This window comes from Achromobacter sp. D7-1, from assembly GCF_059760445.1.
This window is the reverse complement of sequence record NZ_JCBAMT010000125.1, coordinates 1-15,597: the sequence shown is the minus strand read 5'-3', so window position 1 is coordinate 15,597 and position 15,597 is coordinate 1. Positions and strand designations below refer to the sequence as shown.

General features: G+C 64.1%; 11 protein-coding genes. 5 read left to right on the top strand and 6 right to left on the bottom strand.

From position 1 onward, the window contains the following. The 6 genes from AC6LKD_RS30955 to AC6LKD_RS30930 form a co-directional block, all read right to left on the bottom strand. Positions 1–2,893, bottom strand: a 2,893-nt coding sequence (locus AC6LKD_RS30955) for a retention module-containing protein (RefSeq protein WP_498118401.1), incomplete at its 3' end; no start/stop codon positions are given. Between the two features lie 84 nt (positions 2,894–2,977). Continuing rightward, on the bottom strand, positions 2,978–3,634 hold the full coding sequence (locus tag AC6LKD_RS30950) for a helix-turn-helix transcriptional regulator (protein WP_424239122.1): 657 nt from the start codon (positions 3,632–3,634) through the stop codon (positions 2,978–2,980). Positions 3,635–3,653: 19 nt separating this feature from the next. Next, entirely contained in the window at positions 3,654–5,075 is a 1,422-nt protein-coding gene (locus AC6LKD_RS30945; protein WP_013392879.1) for an HlyD family type I secretion periplasmic adaptor subunit, read from the bottom strand. A 7-nt stretch (positions 5,076–5,082) separates the two neighbouring features. Further along, a complete protein-coding gene (locus AC6LKD_RS30940) occupies positions 5,083–7,248 on the bottom strand; it encodes a type I secretion system permease/ATPase (protein WP_498118400.1) in 2,166 nt (721 codons plus the stop codon). Then, the gene (locus AC6LKD_RS30935) at positions 7,232–7,444 is read right to left on the bottom strand and encodes a hypothetical protein (protein WP_013392881.1); all 213 of its coding nucleotides are present in this window, start codon (positions 7,442–7,444) and stop codon (positions 7,232–7,234) included. Before AC6LKD_RS30935 ends, AC6LKD_RS30940 begins: the two co-directional genes overlap by 17 nt. A 24-nt stretch (positions 7,445–7,468) precedes the next feature. After that, the gene (locus AC6LKD_RS30930) at positions 7,469–8,962 is read right to left on the bottom strand and encodes a TolC family outer membrane protein (protein WP_013392882.1); all 1,494 of its coding nucleotides are present in this window, start codon (positions 8,960–8,962) and stop codon (positions 7,469–7,471) included. A 525-nt stretch (positions 8,963–9,487) separates the two neighbouring features. Between AC6LKD_RS30930 and leuC the strand changes: the two genes are divergently transcribed. From leuC to AC6LKD_RS30905, 5 genes are all read left to right on the top strand, one after another. Beyond that, positions 9,488–10,891 carry a 3-isopropylmalate dehydratase large subunit gene (gene leuC / locus AC6LKD_RS30925; protein WP_013392883.1) on the top strand — a complete coding sequence of 468 codons (1,404 nt, stop codon included), beginning with the start codon at positions 9,488–9,490 and terminating at the stop codon, positions 10,889–10,891. Positions 10,892–10,916: 25 nt separating this feature from the next. Beyond that, a complete protein-coding gene (gene leuD / locus AC6LKD_RS30920; RefSeq protein WP_013392884.1) occupies positions 10,917–11,567 on the top strand; it encodes a 3-isopropylmalate dehydratase small subunit in 651 nt (216 codons plus the stop codon). A gap of 35 nt (positions 11,568–11,602) precedes the next feature. Further along, positions 11,603–12,679: a 3-isopropylmalate dehydrogenase gene (gene leuB / locus AC6LKD_RS30915; RefSeq protein WP_498118399.1), complete on the top strand. Its 1,077-nt coding sequence runs from the start codon at positions 11,603–11,605 to the stop codon at positions 12,677–12,679. 238 nt (positions 12,680–12,917) lie between these two features. After that, positions 12,918–14,048 carry an aspartate-semialdehyde dehydrogenase gene (gene asd / locus AC6LKD_RS30910; protein ID WP_013392886.1) on the top strand — a complete coding sequence of 377 codons (1,131 nt, stop codon included), beginning with the start codon at positions 12,918–12,920 and terminating at the stop codon, positions 14,046–14,048. 357 nt (positions 14,049–14,405) lie between these two features. Further along, positions 14,406–15,597: type IV pilus assembly protein FimV (locus AC6LKD_RS30905; RefSeq protein WP_498118398.1), on the top strand; the 1,192-nt coding region annotated here is incomplete at its 3' end.

Here is a 15,597-nt window from a genome sequence, read left to right as displayed (position 1 = left end):
TGATGGTGACCGTGATGGTGGTGGTGCTGACGTCGCCGTCGGCGTCCTTGATCGTGTAGGTGAAGGTGTCCTTGAGCTGTTGGCCATCGAGCAGCGCGTTCACGCGCGGGTCGTTGTTGTTCAGCTCGTAGGTGTAGGAGCCGTCGGCCTTGAGGACGATCTTGCCGTACTCGCCGTTGACTGCGGTGTTGACGTTGCCGTTGACGTTCTGGCCGGCGGCGACCGTGCCCTTGGCCACGCCCACGACATTGGTGACGTCCGCGCCGAGGGTGTCGGCGCCGGTGCCGCTGATGACGTTGCCGGTGGCGGTCAGCGCGGTGTCTTCCGTGACGGAAGCGGTGTCGGGCTTGGCTTCAGGAGCGGTGTCGGTGATCTGGATGACCAGGTCATTGCTACGGGTCTCGCCGGCGAAGTCCGTGACGGAAACCTGGAAGAGGTCGCGGACCGAATCGTCGCCGTTAGAGTGATCGGCAGCTCCGCCAGTCTCCTTGTAGGAGTAAGTGATCTTGCCAGTGGTGGCATCGTAATTGGTGATGGTCAGCACCCCCTTGTCGGTGGTGATGACTACCGGGTTGGCGGCGCTGGCGTTGCTGACGTCTTTGCCGCCGACGGTAACCTTGTTGATGCCAGCCTCGGCGGATACGGTCACGGAGCCGGTGACCGTGGCTCCAGAGGCTTCGGCCACATTGTTGTGGCCAGCGGTAACGTCGCCGTCGCTGTCTTCAGGCGTGATCACCGGAGGAGCGTCGGTCTGCCCAGTGACCGTAATGGTCAGGGTGGCCGTGCTGGTCGCGCCCTGCGCGTCGGACACGGTGTACGTGATCGACGTCGTCGCCGTCTGGCCATCATTCAGGTACTGGAACGCCGTGCCGGGATTGAACGTGTATGTACCGTTGGCGTTCAGCGTGAATGTGCCGCCATTGGAACCTACGACAGGCTGGCCTACGTCGGCGTCGACGCCGTTGACCTGCGAGACGTGCATGGCGTCGCCGTCCGGATCGCTGTCGTTGCCCAGTACGCCTTCTGTGACGTGGTCAACGACCAGGGGCTTGTCTTCACCGGTGGTGCCTTCGTCATTGGTCGCGACCGGGACGGGGTTGCCCACGGTCCAGACGAAGGTCTGGGAGACGGTCGCCCCCGACTTGTCGGTGGCGGTCACGGTGATGAGGTACTCGCCCTTGACGCCCGTGTTGGTGTGGTCGGACGCCCAGTTGGCGAACTGGCCGGTAAAAGTGCCGGTGGTGGGGTCGAACTTCAGGCCGCCGGGGATATGGTCCACCGAGTAGACCAGGGAATCGCCGTCATCGAGGTCGCTGAAGAAGCCGGACAGGTTGTAGTTGACGACATCGCCGTCCATGTTGTCCTGGTTCTGCAGGGCAACTGCGGTCGGCGCGTCGTTGGTGCCGGTGATTTCGACCGTCAGCGTGGCGGAGCTGGTGCCGCCTTGGCCGTCCGTGACGGTATAGGTGATCGAGCTGGTCGCCGTCTGGCCGGCAGCCAGGTGCTGGAAGGCGTTGCCGGGGTTGAACGAGTACGAGCCGTCCGGGTTCAGGGTGAACGTGCCGCCGTTGGAGCCGGCCGTCGGCGTGCCGACGTTGCCGGTGGCGCCGTTGACTTGCGAGACGGTCAGGGTATCGCCATCCGGGTCAACGTCGTTGGCCAGGACGCCGTTTTGGGCGTCGACGTTGAGCGTGGTGTCCTCATCCGTGGTGCCGTTGTCGTTGGCTGCCGTCGGTGCGGGATTGGTGACGTCCCAGTTGAAGTCCTGGGAAGTCGTGGCGCCGGACGGGTCGGTGGCGGTCACCGTTACCGTGTAGACGCCGTTGTTGCCGCCTTGCGAGGCGGAGTGGTCGATGGTGCCGGTGATGATGCCGGTGTTCGGATCAATGGTGAGGCCGGGCGGCAGGCCGGTGGCCGTAAAGGTGAGCTTGTCGCTGGTGTCCGGGTCCGAGAAATGGCTGGAGACGTTGTAGCTCACACCCGTCTGGGCGTCGATGCCCGACGTGTCGGCAATGGCGGTGGAGACCGGGCCATCGTTGGTGCCGGTGATCGTCACGACGACGGTCGCCGTGGAGGTGGCGCCGCTGGGATCCGTGATGGTGTACGAAATGGTGCTGGTGGCCGTTTCGCCCACGGCCAGGTGGCCGTATTCATTACCCGGGGTGAAGACGTAGCTGCCGTCGGGCAGGACCGTGAAGGTGCCGCCGTTGCTGCCGTTGACCGTGATGCCGGCCGGGGTCATGGGGCGGCCGCTGACCGAGACGATCGCCAGCGGGTCGCCGTCGGGGTCCGAGTCGTTCAGCAGCAGGTTGCCGCGCACCAGGCTGTTCTGGTCTCCGCTGGCAGCGTCGTTCAGCGCGTTGGGGGGAGTATTGACGGTGGCTGGGGTTGCGTCATCGTCACCGCCGGCGCCGGTACCGGACAGGCGGGGCAGGATTTCCTGGCCGCGGCTGGGGTTCGGGTAAGCCAGGTCGAGCGGCGTGGTCGTTTCCAGAATGCGGGCCAAGCGCACGAAGCTGCTGCCGCCGTCAGGGCCGCCGCCGGTCAAGACGGCTGCGGTGGGATCCAGTTCGTCGAACGGATCGCGGCCGTCGCGCAGGGCGGCCAGGAGACGGTCGGAATCGGTGCCGGAGGGCGGGGCCACCGCCGCTTCGGACGGGTCGGCCAGCGGGCCGGTCATGTCGCCGGTTACCGCGACCTCGCGGCCTTCGCCGATGACGATAGGCATGCCGTTTTCAACCTGAAGCGAAACCGTGGCGCCCGAGGCAGTGACGACGTCGCTGCCGGCGGGGACCTTGCTGCCTTGATGCAGTTCGGTCAGAGAACCGTCGCTATTGCGTATCCACGCGCGACCGGAGATTTCGTTGACGACTGCGGGGGAGGTGTTGGCCATGTTGGTTCCGTTTCAGGGAGTTATCCAAGATGGCCAGATACTAGATTGCGCCGCCGGCGCGGGATATTGTCCTCAAGGACAGTATCAGGAAGTAATTTTGATTTTGGCGTCGGCGGGGGCTGAAATGCCGTGAACGAGCAGGGCGAGCTGCAGGCGGTCGGTTACGCCCAGCTTTTCGAAAACGGCTGACAGGTGGGCCTTGACCGTGCGTTCGGTAATGCCCAGGGCTTCGGCGATCTGCGCATTGGCCTGGCCGCTGGAGGCATAGCGGGCGACGGTGATTTCACGTTCGGTCAGCACGCCGCCGTCCCAGGAGTGCGCATCCTGGGCGCGTTCGGCGACCAGTTTGAGCAGCCGCGACACCAGGGAACGGCCCATCCAGATGCCGCCGGATGCGACGACTTCCAGCGCCTGGGACAGCGAAGCTGCCGACGCATAGCCGTGGCAGTATCCATGCGCGCCGGCGCCCAGGACCCGGGTGCCTTGCTCGTCGTTCGGACTGGGGCTGGCGACAACCACGTGCATGTCTGCCAAGGTCGTGGCCCAGCTAGGGTCCTGCCAGGACGGCAGGCGGGGCAGGTCCGCATCCAGGACCGCCAGCGTACGGCCCTGTTCGCGCCAGCGCTGCAGGTCGGCCAGGCCGCGCCCGCGGGCCGCCAGCCAGCGGGCCGAGTTCAGGCCACGCCAGTGCTGCCACAACAGGTCGTCGTGCGTAATCAACAGAACAGGAACGGGTTTCATAAAGCCTTGCAGCCCTCCTTTAACGTTCGGTAAAGGCATTCGCCTTGGCGCGCAGTATGGGCTTGAGCAGGTACTGCAGCACCGTGCGCTTGCCAGTCAGGATATGAACCTCCGCCACCATCCCGGGGATGATGGGCAACAGTTTGTCGCCTACCGTGCTGCGGTCCGTGCGGACCCGTACTACATAGTAGGAATTGCCTTTCTCATCGGTCACGGTGTCCGCGCCGATCTGTTCCACCTTGCCTTCCAGGCCGCCGTAGATGGCGAAGTCGTACGCCGTGAATTTCACTTCCGCCTTCTGGTCGGCATGCAGGAAGCCGATGTCGCGCGGTTGGATGCGGACTTCGAGCAGCAGCGTGTCGTCCTTGGGCACGATTTCGATGATGTCCTTGCCGGGCTGGACCACGCCGCCGACCGTGTTGTTGAACAACGTCTTGACCGTGCCGCGCACCGGTGCGCGGACTTCGGCCAGTTTCACGCGGTCAGCCAGCGCCAGTTTGCCCTGGCGCAGGGTGGCCAGCTTGGTGTTGGTTTCAGACAGTTCGCTGCGGGCCTGGTTGCGGATGTTCAGCTCGGCTTCCTGCAGCTTGCTTTCCGCTTCCTTGATGGAGGCCTGGAAGCGGTCGATCTGGGCTTCGGCGCCTTTTTGTTCGCCGCAGTAGCGGGCCACGTCGCGTTGCAGGCGCAGCAGATCCACTTCGGATACGGCCCCGCTCTTGAGCAGGGGACGGGTCACCTGCAGTTCGCGCGAGGTCAGGCTGCAGCTGGCTGCGGCCTGGTCACGCTTGGCGATGGTTTCGCGCAGGTCTTCCTGGCGCTGCTTGAGTTGCTCGCGGGCGACGTTGACCGTGGCGTTCAGCTCGGTGGTGCGGGCTTGCCAGACATTACGCTCCATTTCCACCAGTCCAGGCGCCTGCGTCAGTACTTCCTCGGGGGCCACGAAGGGCTCGCCGGTGGCCAGGGCCTGCAGTCGGGCGGCCTTGGCGAGCAGGGACATGTATTCCGCGTTATTTTCGCCCAGGGACGAAGCGAACCGGGTGGAGTCGATCTTCAGCAGGACTTCCCCGGCCTCGACTTCTTGCCCGGGACGCACCAGGATTTCCTCGACGATACCGCCGTCCAGGCTCTGGATGATCTGGACCTGGCGCGACGGCACGACCTTGCCTTCGCCCCGGACGACTTCGTCGATACTGCCGGTACCCGCCCACAGCAGCAGTCCGCCGGTGGCCAGCAGGCTGACCCACAGCAGGATGCGCGAGCCGCGCGCCTGGGATTCATGGATGACCCATTCCGCGTTGCCGACGTAGTCGGAGCGTTGTTGGGGTTTGCCTTTTTCGGCTCCGTCCAGCAGGCGGTCGAAGAAGAACACGAAGACGCCGCGCAGCATGCGCCACAAGCTTCCAAACAGGCCGTGCCGGGTTTCGCCGGGATTGTTCAGCATGGTTTCCTCAGCTTCCGCGTCCGACGCGTCCTTGACGCAGTGCTTCGACAACCTGTTCCTTGGGACCATCGGCGACGATGTGGCCGTTGTCGATCACGATCAGGCGGTCGACCAGGTCCAGCAGGGCAGTGCGGTGCGTGACCAGCAGGATCGTCTTGGTGGCGCTGGCTTCGCCCAGGCGCTTGCGCAGTTGCGCTTCGCTCTGGTGGTCCATGTTGCTGCTGGGCTCATCCAGCAGCAGGATGGGCGGATCGTTGATCAGGGCGCGTGCCACTGCCACCGACTGGCGCTGGCCGCCGGAGAGGGACTCGCCGCGTTCGCCGATGACCATGTCGAAGCCGTCGGGATGCAGGTTGGCGAAATCGGTGACGCCCGCCATGTTGGCGGCCGCCAGGATGCTGGCGTCGTCGGCGTAGGGCGCGCCCATCGCGAGGTTGTGCTTCAGGCTGCCATAGAACAGCAGCGGGTCCTGCGGCACGTGGCCGATGGCGCGGCGCACGTCGGCGGGATCGATCTGGCGCACGTCGACGCCGTCCAGCAGCACGGCGCCCTCGGTGGGCTGATACAGCGCCAGCGCCAGTTTTTCCAGCGTGGTCTTGCCGGAACCGATGCGGCCGATGATGCCGACTTTTTCACCGGGCTGCAGTTTGAAGGACACCTTCTTCAGCACCGGCTGCTTGCTGCCGGGATAGCTGAAGGTAACGTCGCGGAATTCAATGCCGCCGTGGAAGACCGGACGATGCAGGAATTCGGCTTCTGCCGGACGTTCAATCGGCAGCTTCATATAGTTGTCGATCGAGCCGAGCGAGGTGCGCGCGTTCTGGTACTGCATGAGCAGCCCGGCGACCTGGCCGAGCGGGGCCAGGCAGCGGCCGGCGATCATGGAAGCGGCGATGATGCCGCCCATGGAGATGGCGGATTCCTGCGCCTGGTAGACACCGATAATGACGACGGAGATCGATACCAGTTGCTGGACGGCCTGTACGAAGCCGACCGTCGAAGACGAAATCAGCTTCAGCTTGCCGCCGGTCAGGGCGATGTACTCGGTGGCGCGTTCCCAGTTGCGCTGGATGGAGCCCTGCGCGTTGAGCGTCTTGACGGATTCCAGGCCGGTCAGGGCCTCGACCAGGGTTGCATTGCGTTGTGACGAGGCCTGGAACGATGCCATGGTCAGCGATTCCATGCGGGCCTGCGCCGCCAGCGATACCAGCAGGATCAGCACGATCGCGACCAGGGGCGGAAGAATCATCCAGGGCGAGATCCAGGCCAGCGCCAACAGGAACAGCAGAATGAAGGGCAGGTCGACCAGGGTGGTGATGGTGGCCGATGCGATGAAGTCGCGGATGGATTCGAATGAACGCAGGTTGGCGGCGAAGGAACCCACCGATACCGGCCGGCCTTCCATGCGCAGGTCCAGCACCCGTTCCATGATCTGCGCCGACAGGCGCACATCGACCCGCTTGCTGGCGCTGTCCACCACATGGGAGCGCGCGGTGCTCAGGATCATGTTGAAGATCACGACCAGGGTGATGCCGATAGCCAGCACCCAGAGTGTCTCGACGGCGTTGTTTGGCACGACGCGGTCATACACGTTCATGGTGAACAGCGGCATCGCCATTGCGAAGATATTGATCAGCAGGGCGGCGATCAGCGCATCGCGGTACATGCGCCGGTTTTCCATGATGGCGGCCCAGAACCAATGGCGCTCGCGTACCTTGGCGACTTCGGGCGCGCGCGCGTCGAAGCGGAACTGCGGACGCACAAAGCACACCAGCCCGGTGTATTGCGCAGACAGTTCCGCAGCGCTCATTTCCATCGAGCTGCCACCCAATTCGGGATGGCTGACAACATACTTATCGCCGTCCCTTTTCAGCAACAGGCAGGCGCGCTCGCCGTTGAGCAGCAGGATCGCGGGCAACAGGTCCTGCGAGATGCTGTCCAGCGTGCGTTTGACCACGCGGGCGGAGAGCTGCGCGCGCGCGGCAGCGCGCGGCAGCAATGCGGGAGTCAGCTTGTGTTCTTCCAGAGGCAGGCCCGCGGACAAAGCCTGTCCCGTCGCCGTCACGCCATGCAGCCGGGTGATTTCCACCAGGCAGTCCAGCAGCGGATCATCGTGCGCCGCGCGCGCGTCAGCGCGCCACTCCCGGGCCGCCGTTTCAGATAACTTGTCCATCTTCGTCATCCAGCAGGTCGAGGTGTTCGGAGAGGCGCGCGCGCTGTTGCTTGCGCTGGGTCAGCTTTTGTTGAGCCTGCACAGGCAGGTCGGTCATACGCAAGGTGCCATTGGCTATCAGCGCGTCGATCAGGTCTTCCAGGACGCGGACAAAATCCGCGTCCAGTTGTGAGAAGTCGTTGCCCTGTTTCTGCATATGGTCTCCTTGCGCTTGCTTCGCCTAGGGTTTGGCCTTGGGCGAGTTTACCGGGATGAACGTGGGCGGCAGATTGCCCTCGTTGTATTGCACGCGCACGGGCGCCAGGCGGGCCGAGTCGGGGATCGTCGAGTTGCAGAGCTTGATCACGTCGTCGGAGACTTCCAGCTTGCCGTTCTCCTCGGGCATTTCGTTGCGCGCGGGCTGCAGCGACAGCGCCGGCAGCAGTGCGTGCGACAGCGCCAGCCAGCGGTACTGCGCGATCTGCAGGTCATACAGGGCGTTGGTCAGGGCGCGGCGCGATTCGAACAGTTCGTTTTCCGTGTCCAGTAAGTCCAGCAGCGAACGCTGGCCGATCTGGAACTGCTGGCGGTAGGCTTCGCGTACCTTCGTGGTGGCGACTTCGTGGTCGCGCAGGAAGGGCAGCTTCTGGTTCAGGCTGGCCACGTTGTTCCAGGCCACGGCCAGGTCCTGCTGCACGTTGCGGCAGGTGTAGTCGCGGATGTCGCGCGCGGCGTAGGACTGCGCGGAGGTCTGGCGCACGCGGGCGGAGTCGGCGCCGCCGCGATACAGGTTGTAGCTCATGACAACCTGGACGCTGGAGTTCTGGATGTCGCGGTTTTGCGGCGTCGGGTCGTTCTGGTCGCGGCCGGTCGCTGCCACGAACTCGAACTTGGGCGAGAAGGCGCCCTTGGACGAGGCGACACCGGCTTGCGCGGCCTGCAGCCCGGCCTGCTTGGACAGGAAGCTGGGGTTGCGGCGCAAGGACTCGTTGAAGTCGGCCGGCTTGACCGGCAGCTTGCCGCTGATGTCGGGCGTAGGTTGCAGCGAGTCAGGGGGCAGGGCGCCGGTAACACGCTGGAAGCGCTGCTGCACGTCCAGCAGGTTGGCGGTCTCGGTCATCAGGTTGGTCTGGGCCAGCGCCAGGCGCCCGCCGGCCTGTTCCAGGTCGACGCGGCGGCCCACGCCGGAGTCAGCGCGTTCGCCGATCTGCTTGAGCGTTTCTTCATGCAGGGTGTAGTTCTGGCGGGCCAGCAGTTCCATGTCGCGGTAGCGCTGCAAGTCGACGTAGGCCTGCACGGCGCTGAAGGCGGTGTTGTCGCTAGTGGCCAGCAGGTCATAGAAACGAGCCAGCTTGTCGAAGCCAGCTTGCTTGACGTCGTTGCTCGTGCGGAAGCCGTCGAAAATCAACTGGCGCAGTTCCACGCTGTAGCCGGGACGGTTCCAGCTTTGCGACCCGACTCCGGGCACGTTGTTGCGGTACTCGCGGCCTACATAGCCTTGCGCATTGATCTGCGGAAAGAAGGCGCCGCGAGCGACGGCCTGGCCCTCCAGCGAAGCCTGGAAGTCATGGTATTTAGCCTGGATTTCCGGGTTGCTGAGCAGGGTCTGTTCGACCACCTGGTTCAGCGTGACCCCAGCTTGCCCGGAGGCGGGAGCCGATGACTGTGCAAATGCCGCAGGAACGAATGCCAGGGCAAGGACCGAAGTCGTGCTTTTGAGCAAAAACGAAGCCATAGTGATTATTCGCGAGTCGAGTTAGGAATTAATGGCCGCCATATTGTGTGGAAATGTCAGTTTTGACGAGTCAATATTTGTTAATTCTTGACGAAGTTTTCCGGTCGGCAGTTTGAGTTTCTTCGCGCATCATCTCTTAATTAGCTTGAATTTGCACTAATTTCGCTATATTCCGGATTTGTGGTCCAGTTTAATGCAGGATAAATGCGGTTTATTGCGCTTTGTTTCGCAGTTTAGGCGTCCGCGCTGAACAACGATTATATCGGTTTGATAATTTTGTATCTGTTTTAAATACCCGAATTTGTATCTGTAACTGTTTGGTTGCGGAGCGGTTGGGGCATGGAAATAGGACAAAGTGACCCCCGTCATTTCCTAGCATGGTAGTCTTGATACTGGTATATAAGGTGCAATTGTACTAGGTTGAGACCCTGTGCATAATTCGTTCATGCCGCAGTGGCCGGCGCGCGGAGGTCGTTTTCAACCGCGTGCGGCACGAGCCGGACTGTCTACTTGCAGAGCGCATCCATGGCCCAAACTCTTTACGACAAACTCTGGGACGCCCACGTCGTCCACCAGGAATCAGACGGCACCTGTCTGCTCTATATCGACCGCCACCTGGTGCATGAAGTCACCAGCCCCCAGGCGTTCGAGGGCCTGGCGATGGCCGGCCGCAAGCCGTGGCGCACGGGCGCCAATCTGGCGGTCGCGGACCACAACGTGCCCACCTTGAATCGAGCCCAGGGTATCGACGACCCGATTTCCCGCTTGCAGGTGGATACGCTGGACGCCAACTGCGACAAGTACGGCATCACCGAATTCCGCATGAATGACCTGCGCCAGGGCATCGTGCACGTGATCGGCCCGGAACAGGGCGCGACCCTGCCCGGCATGACCGTGGTCTGCGGCGATTCGCACACCAGCACGCACGGCGCGGTGGGCGCGCTTGCCTTCGGCATCGGCACCTCCGAGGTCGAGCACGTCCTGGCCACCCAGACGCTGCTCATGAAGAAAGCCAAGAGCATGCTGATCAAGGTCGATGGCGAGCTGCCCTTCGGCTGTACGGCCAAGGACGTGGTCCTGCACATCATCGGCATCATCGGCACCGCGGGCGGCACCGGCTACGCGATCGAGTTTGCCGGCAGCACGATGCGCGCCCTGTCCGTCGAAGGCCGCATGACCGTCTGCAACATGGCCATCGAAGCCGGCGCCCGTTCCGGCATGGTGGCGGTGGACGACAAGACCGTCGAGTATTTCCGCGGCCGTCCCTTTGCGCCCACCGGCGTGCTGTGGGACCAGGCGGTGGGTTACTGGCGCACTCTGCATACCGATGAGGGCGCCAAGTTCGACGCCGTGGTGGAAATCAACGCCCGCGACATCAAGCCGCAAGTCACCTGGGGCACGTCTCCTGAAATGGTGTTGCCGGTGGATTCCCGCGTGCCGGACCCCGACCGCGAAAAAGACGACGTGCGCCGCAGCGGCATGGAGCGCGCCCTGCAGTACATGGGCCTGAAGCCCAACACGCCGCTGACCGATATCCGTGTGGATCGCGTGTTCATCGGCTCGTGCACCAACTCGCGCATCGAAGACCTGCGCGCAGCCGCCGCTGTCGCGCGCGGCAAGCATGTGGCGTCCAATGTGCGTCAGGCCATGGTGGTGCCGGGTTCGGGCCTGGTCAAGCAACAAGCCGAGCGCGAAGGGCTGGACAAGATCTTCATTGAAGCCGGTTTTGAATGGCGCGAGCCGGGCTGCTCCATGTGCCTGGCCATGAACGCCGACCGTCTCGAACCTGGCGAACGTTGCGCTTCCACCTCGAACCGCAACTTCGAGGGCCGGCAAGGGCAGGGCGGACGCACCCATCTGGTCAGCCCCGCCATGGCCGCCGCCGCTGCCGTCGCCGGTCATTTCGTCGACGTCCGCACTTTCCGTTAAGCGTCAAGCACCGAGTACCGACATCATGCAAGCATTTACCACTCACGAAGGCCTGGTGGCTCCGCTCGATCGCGAAAACGTCGACACGGACCTCATCATCCCCAAGCAGTTCCTCAAGTCGATCAAGCGCACCGGCTTCGGCCCGAACCTGTTCGACGAGCTGCGCTATCTGGACCACGGCGAGCCCGGCATGGACAACAGCAAGCGTCCGTTGAATCCGGATTTCGTGCTGAACCAGCCGCGCTACCAGGGCGCCTCGGTGCTGCTGGCGCGCAAGAACTTCGGCTGCGGCTCCAGCCGCGAGCACGCGCCCTGGGCGCTGACGCAGTTCGGTTTCCGCGCCATCATCGCGCCGTCCTATGCCGATATTTTCTTTAACAACAGCTTCAAGAACGGCCTGCTGCCGATCATCCTGTCCGAATTGGAAGTCGCGCGCCTGTTCGACGAAGTGAAGGCCTTCCCGGGCTACAAACTGCGTGTCGATCTTGAACGCCAGGTCGTGGTGGCGGCGGACGGGCGGGAGATGGGCTTCGATATTGAGCCCTTCCGCAAGTACTGTCTGTTCAATGGTTTCGACGATATCGGGCTGACCTTGCGCCAGTCGGACAAGATCCGCGCCTTCGAGGCCGAGCGCCTGGCCCGTCATCCGTGGCTGGAAAGCCGCCCGATCGCCTGACGCCACTCTTATTCTGATTACAGGATTGTTTTCGTATGACTCACAACATCGCAGTCTTGCCGGGTGACGGCATCGGCCCGGAAATCGTCGAGCAGGCCGTGCGCGTCCTGAAGGCGCTGGACGTTTCTTTTGAGATCAAGCAAGCGCCGGTGGGCGGCGCCGCCTTCGATGCGTTCGAGCATCCGCTGCCGCCGGCCACGCTGAACCTGGCCAAGGAATCGGACGCCGTGCTGTTCGGCGCCGTGGGCGACTGGAAGTACGACAGCCTGCCGCGCGAGTTCCGCCCCGAGCAGGCCATCCTGGGCCTGCGCAAGGCGCTCGGCCTGTTCGCCAACCTGCGTCCGGCCATTCTGTATCCGGAACTGGCCAGCGCGTCGTCGCTCAAGCCCGAGATCGTGTCCGGCCTGGACATTTTGATCATCCGCGAACTGACCGGCGACATTTATTTCGGCACGCCGCGCGGCGTGCGTTCGTCGCCCGACGGCGCCTTCACGGGCGAGCGCGAAGGCTACGACACCATGCGCTACGCGGAATCCGAAGTGCGCCGGATCGCGCGTATCGGCTTCGAATCGGCCCGCAAGCGCGGCAAGAAGCTGTGCAGCGTGGACAAGGCCAACGTGCTGGAGACCTCGCAGTTCTGGCGCGACATCGTCATCGAGATCGCGCGCGAGTATCCCGACGTGGAACTGTCGCACATGTATGTCGACAACGCCGCCATGCAGCTGGTGCGCAACCCGCGCCAGTTTGACGTCATCGTGACTGGAAACCTGTTCGGCGACATCCTGTCGGATGAGGCGGCCATGCTGACCGGCTCGATTGGCATGCTGCCCTCGGCTTCGCTGAACGCTGGCGGCCAAGGCTTGTACGAACCCAGCCACGGCTCCGCGCCCGATATCGCCGGCCAGGGCATCGCCAATCCGCTGGCGACCATCCTGTCCGCCGCCATGCTGCTGCGCTATTCGCTGAACCTGGCGCCGCAGGCCGACCGCATCGAGGCCGCCGTGCGCCGCGTGCTGGCCGAGGGCCTGCGCACGGCCGACATCTTCGAGCCGGGCACCACCAAGGTCGGCACGGCGCAGATGGGCGAAGCGGTGTTGAAGGCGCTGGCCTGATCCTGCCGCCGGACGCCCGCGTCCGGCGACCGGGGCGGCGCAAGACAAGGGGCGGTCGCGTCAGGCCGCCCCTTGTTTTTGCTGTTGTGGCATCGCCTCGAAAGCACCTTGCATCCATTGCGGCCCCTATTTTTTATGGTTGCGCCGCAACATCAGGCCGTGCATTCTGATAAATTGTTGAATTGCACGGCTTTTTCCCCCTGGACCCTAGTCTCCACACCTTTAAAGAGCGATTGAAATGAATCAAGCAGTAGGCCTTGTCGGCTGGCGCGGTATGGTCGGCTCGGTGCTCATGCAACGCATGCGCGACGAGAACGACTTCGCACTGATCGAACCGGTGTTTTTCTCCACCAGCAACGCTGGCGGCGCCGCGCCCACTTGGGCCACTGGCGCAGGTCCGCTGCAAGACGCCTACAACATTGACGCTCTGAAAAAACTGCCGATCATCGTGACGGCGCAAGGCGGCGACTACACCTCCGAGGTCTACCCGAAGCTGCGCGGCGCGGGTTGGAACGGCATCTGGATCGATGCCGCCAGCACCCTGCGCATGGCTGAAGACGCCATCATCGTGCTGGATCCGGTCAACCGTCCGGTCATCGACGCGGCGCTCAAGCGCGGTGTGCGCAATTTCATCGGCGGCAATTGCACTGTCAGCTGCATGCTGATGGGCCTGGCCGGCCTGTTCAACAACGACCTGGTCGAGTGGATGACCTCCATGACCTACCAGGCCGCTTCCGGCGGCGGCGCGCAGCACATGCGCGAACTGCTGACCCAGTTCGGCGAAATCAACCAGTCGGTCAAGTCGCTGCTGGACGATCCGGCGTCGGCCATCCTGGAAATCGACCGCGGCGTGCTGGCCAAGCAAAAGGATCCGGCGCTGCCCCACGAGCACTTCGGCGTGCCGCTGGGCGGCAACCTGATTCCCTGGATCGACAAGGATCTGGGCGACGGCATGTCCAAGGAAGAGTGGAAGGGCGAAGTCGAGACCAATAAGATCCTGGGCCGCGGCGCCGCTTTCGGCACGCCCGCCACGCCGATCGACGGCCTGTGCGTGCGCATCGGCGCAATGCGCTGCCACAGCCAGGCGCTGACCATCAAGCTCAAGCGTGATGTGCCGCTGGACGAGATCGAGGCGCTGATCGCCGAAGGCACGCAATGGGCCAAGGTTGTGCCCAACACCAAGGAAGCCACGGTTTCCGCGCTGACCCCGGTTGCCGTCACCGGTACCCTGGATATTCCGGTGGGCCGTCTGCGCAAGCTGTCGATGGGCTCGCAGTATTTGGGCGCCTTCACCGTGGGCGACCAGTTGCTGTGGGGCGCCGCCGAGCCGCTGCGCCGCATGCTGCGTATCGCGCTGGCTGAAGCCTGATGCCCTTGCAGGCGGCGTTTGGCGCCACCTGATCAAGTACGCAAGGCAAGCAAGGGCACCTCAGGGTGCCCTTGTCGTTCGCGCGGCGTCTGCGTTGCGGCGCCAGACGGGCTCGCCAACAAATGCAGCCGGGCCTTTCAGGTTTGTGAAATGCGCATGATCCATTACACTTTTCCCGTGAATTGATGCCTGTTCTCACCTATATGGCGTGAGCCGGCTCCAGCCCGCAAGTCGACTACAAGAACGGAATTCCAGCTTATGACCCAGCGTTCGCGCCAAGTGAAGCATGCCCGCCGTTTAAAAGCCCTGCAGTGGGCGATTGCGCTGGCGATTGGCTCAAGCGTATGTAGTACCGCCATGGCCATGCGCGTGGGGCATTCGCGGGTGGTATCGGTGCCGGGCGCGCCGTTGCAGGCAGTGGTGGGATTGCAGGAACTGACGCCTGACGAGATCGCCTCGCTCAAAGTGTCGGTGGCGGACGAGGCCGCATGGCAACGTGCAGGCCTGAAGCCGCCGGTTCCGCTGGCAAGCATGGTGGTCCGGGTCGAAGACGGACTGGACGCGACACGCAAGAATCTCCGTGTGCGGGCCTCGCAGCCGCCGACTAGCGGGGCGGTGGACCTGCTGTTGGATATCAGCTCCAGTTCGGGGCAGCGCCAGGTGCAAGTCAGCATCCTGGTGCCTCTGCGCGGCACCAGCGCGGATGTGACGCCGGCAGCGGTGGGCACGCCGAGCCGCGCGGCCGGGTCGCGTTCGGTCAATGTGAAGTCGGGCGACAATCTCTTCGCCATCGCCCAACGCAATGCCGTGCCCAACGCATCGGTCTATCAGATGCTGGTGGCCTTGTGGCGTGCCAATCCCGAGGCGTTCATCCAGAGCAATATGAATCTGGTGAAGGCCGGTCAAAGACTGACGATTCCCGATGCGGCGACCGTGCGTGCCGTGGATCCGGCCGAGGCGCGCCGCATCTTCAATGAACATGCCGAGGCGTTCGCGAAGTATCGCGCGCGCATTGGCGCGGCTGCGGGCGCGAACCCGTCCGTGGTTCAGGGGCAGGGCGCGGCTTCGGGCAGCGTCGCTCCTCCCGCCGATGCCGGGGTGGCGAGCGCCTCGCAGCCGCAGGATCGCGTGCGCCTGTCGTCCGGACAGGCGCAAGACAGCGCGCCGGCGCAAGCCGAGGCGCAGGCCGACGCCCGGACGTCGACCGAGCGCGCCATGGCCGATGTCCAGGGGCGCGTGAGCCAACTGCAAAGCAACGTCGATGATTTGAACAAGGCGGTGGGACAGCAGGGCGCTGCAGGCGGAGCGTCTGGCGCGGCGGGATCCCCGGGCGCGGCTGGAGCGCCAGGTGCGGCAGGCGCTTCGGGTGCGGCAGGCGCTTCGGGTGCGGCAGGCGCTTCGGGTGCGGCAGGCGCTTCGGGTGCGGCAGGGACTTCGGGTGCGGCAGGGACTTCGGGTGCGGCAGGGACTTCGGGTGCGGCAGGGACTTCGGGTGCGGCAGGGACTTCGGGTGCGGCAGGTGCTTCGGGAGCGGCAGGGACTTCGGGCC

What these genes read in the sequence shown, in the direction of transcription:
- AC6LKD_RS30940 (WP_498118400.1), bottom strand. Translation starts at nt 7,248, where the DNA reads ATGGACAAGTTATCTGAAACGGCGGCCCGGGAGTGGCGCGCTGACGCG.
- AC6LKD_RS30935 (WP_013392881.1), bottom strand. Translation starts at nt 7,444, where the DNA reads ATGCAGAAACAGGGCAACGACTTCTCACAACTGGACGCGGATTTTGTC.
- leuC (WP_013392883.1), top strand. Translation starts at nt 9,488, where the DNA reads ATGGCCCAAACTCTTTACGACAAACTCTGGGACGCCCACGTCGTCCAC.
- leuD (WP_013392884.1), top strand. Translation starts at nt 10,917, where the DNA reads ATGCAAGCATTTACCACTCACGAAGGCCTGGTGGCTCCGCTCGATCGC.
- AC6LKD_RS30930 (WP_013392882.1), bottom strand. Translation starts at nt 8,962, where the DNA reads ATGGCTTCGTTTTTGCTCAAAAGCACGACTTCGGTCCTTGCCCTGGCA.
- AC6LKD_RS30945 (WP_013392879.1), bottom strand. Translation starts at nt 5,075, where the DNA reads ATGCTGAACAATCCCGGCGAAACCCGGCACGGCCTGTTTGGAAGCTTG.
- AC6LKD_RS30950 (WP_424239122.1), bottom strand. Translation starts at nt 3,634, where the DNA reads ATGAAACCCGTTCCTGTTCTGTTGATTACGCACGACGACCTGTTGTGG.
- leuB (WP_498118399.1), top strand. Translation starts at nt 11,603, where the DNA reads ATGACTCACAACATCGCAGTCTTGCCGGGTGACGGCATCGGCCCGGAA.
- asd (WP_013392886.1), top strand. Translation starts at nt 12,918, where the DNA reads ATGAATCAAGCAGTAGGCCTTGTCGGCTGGCGCGGTATGGTCGGCTCG.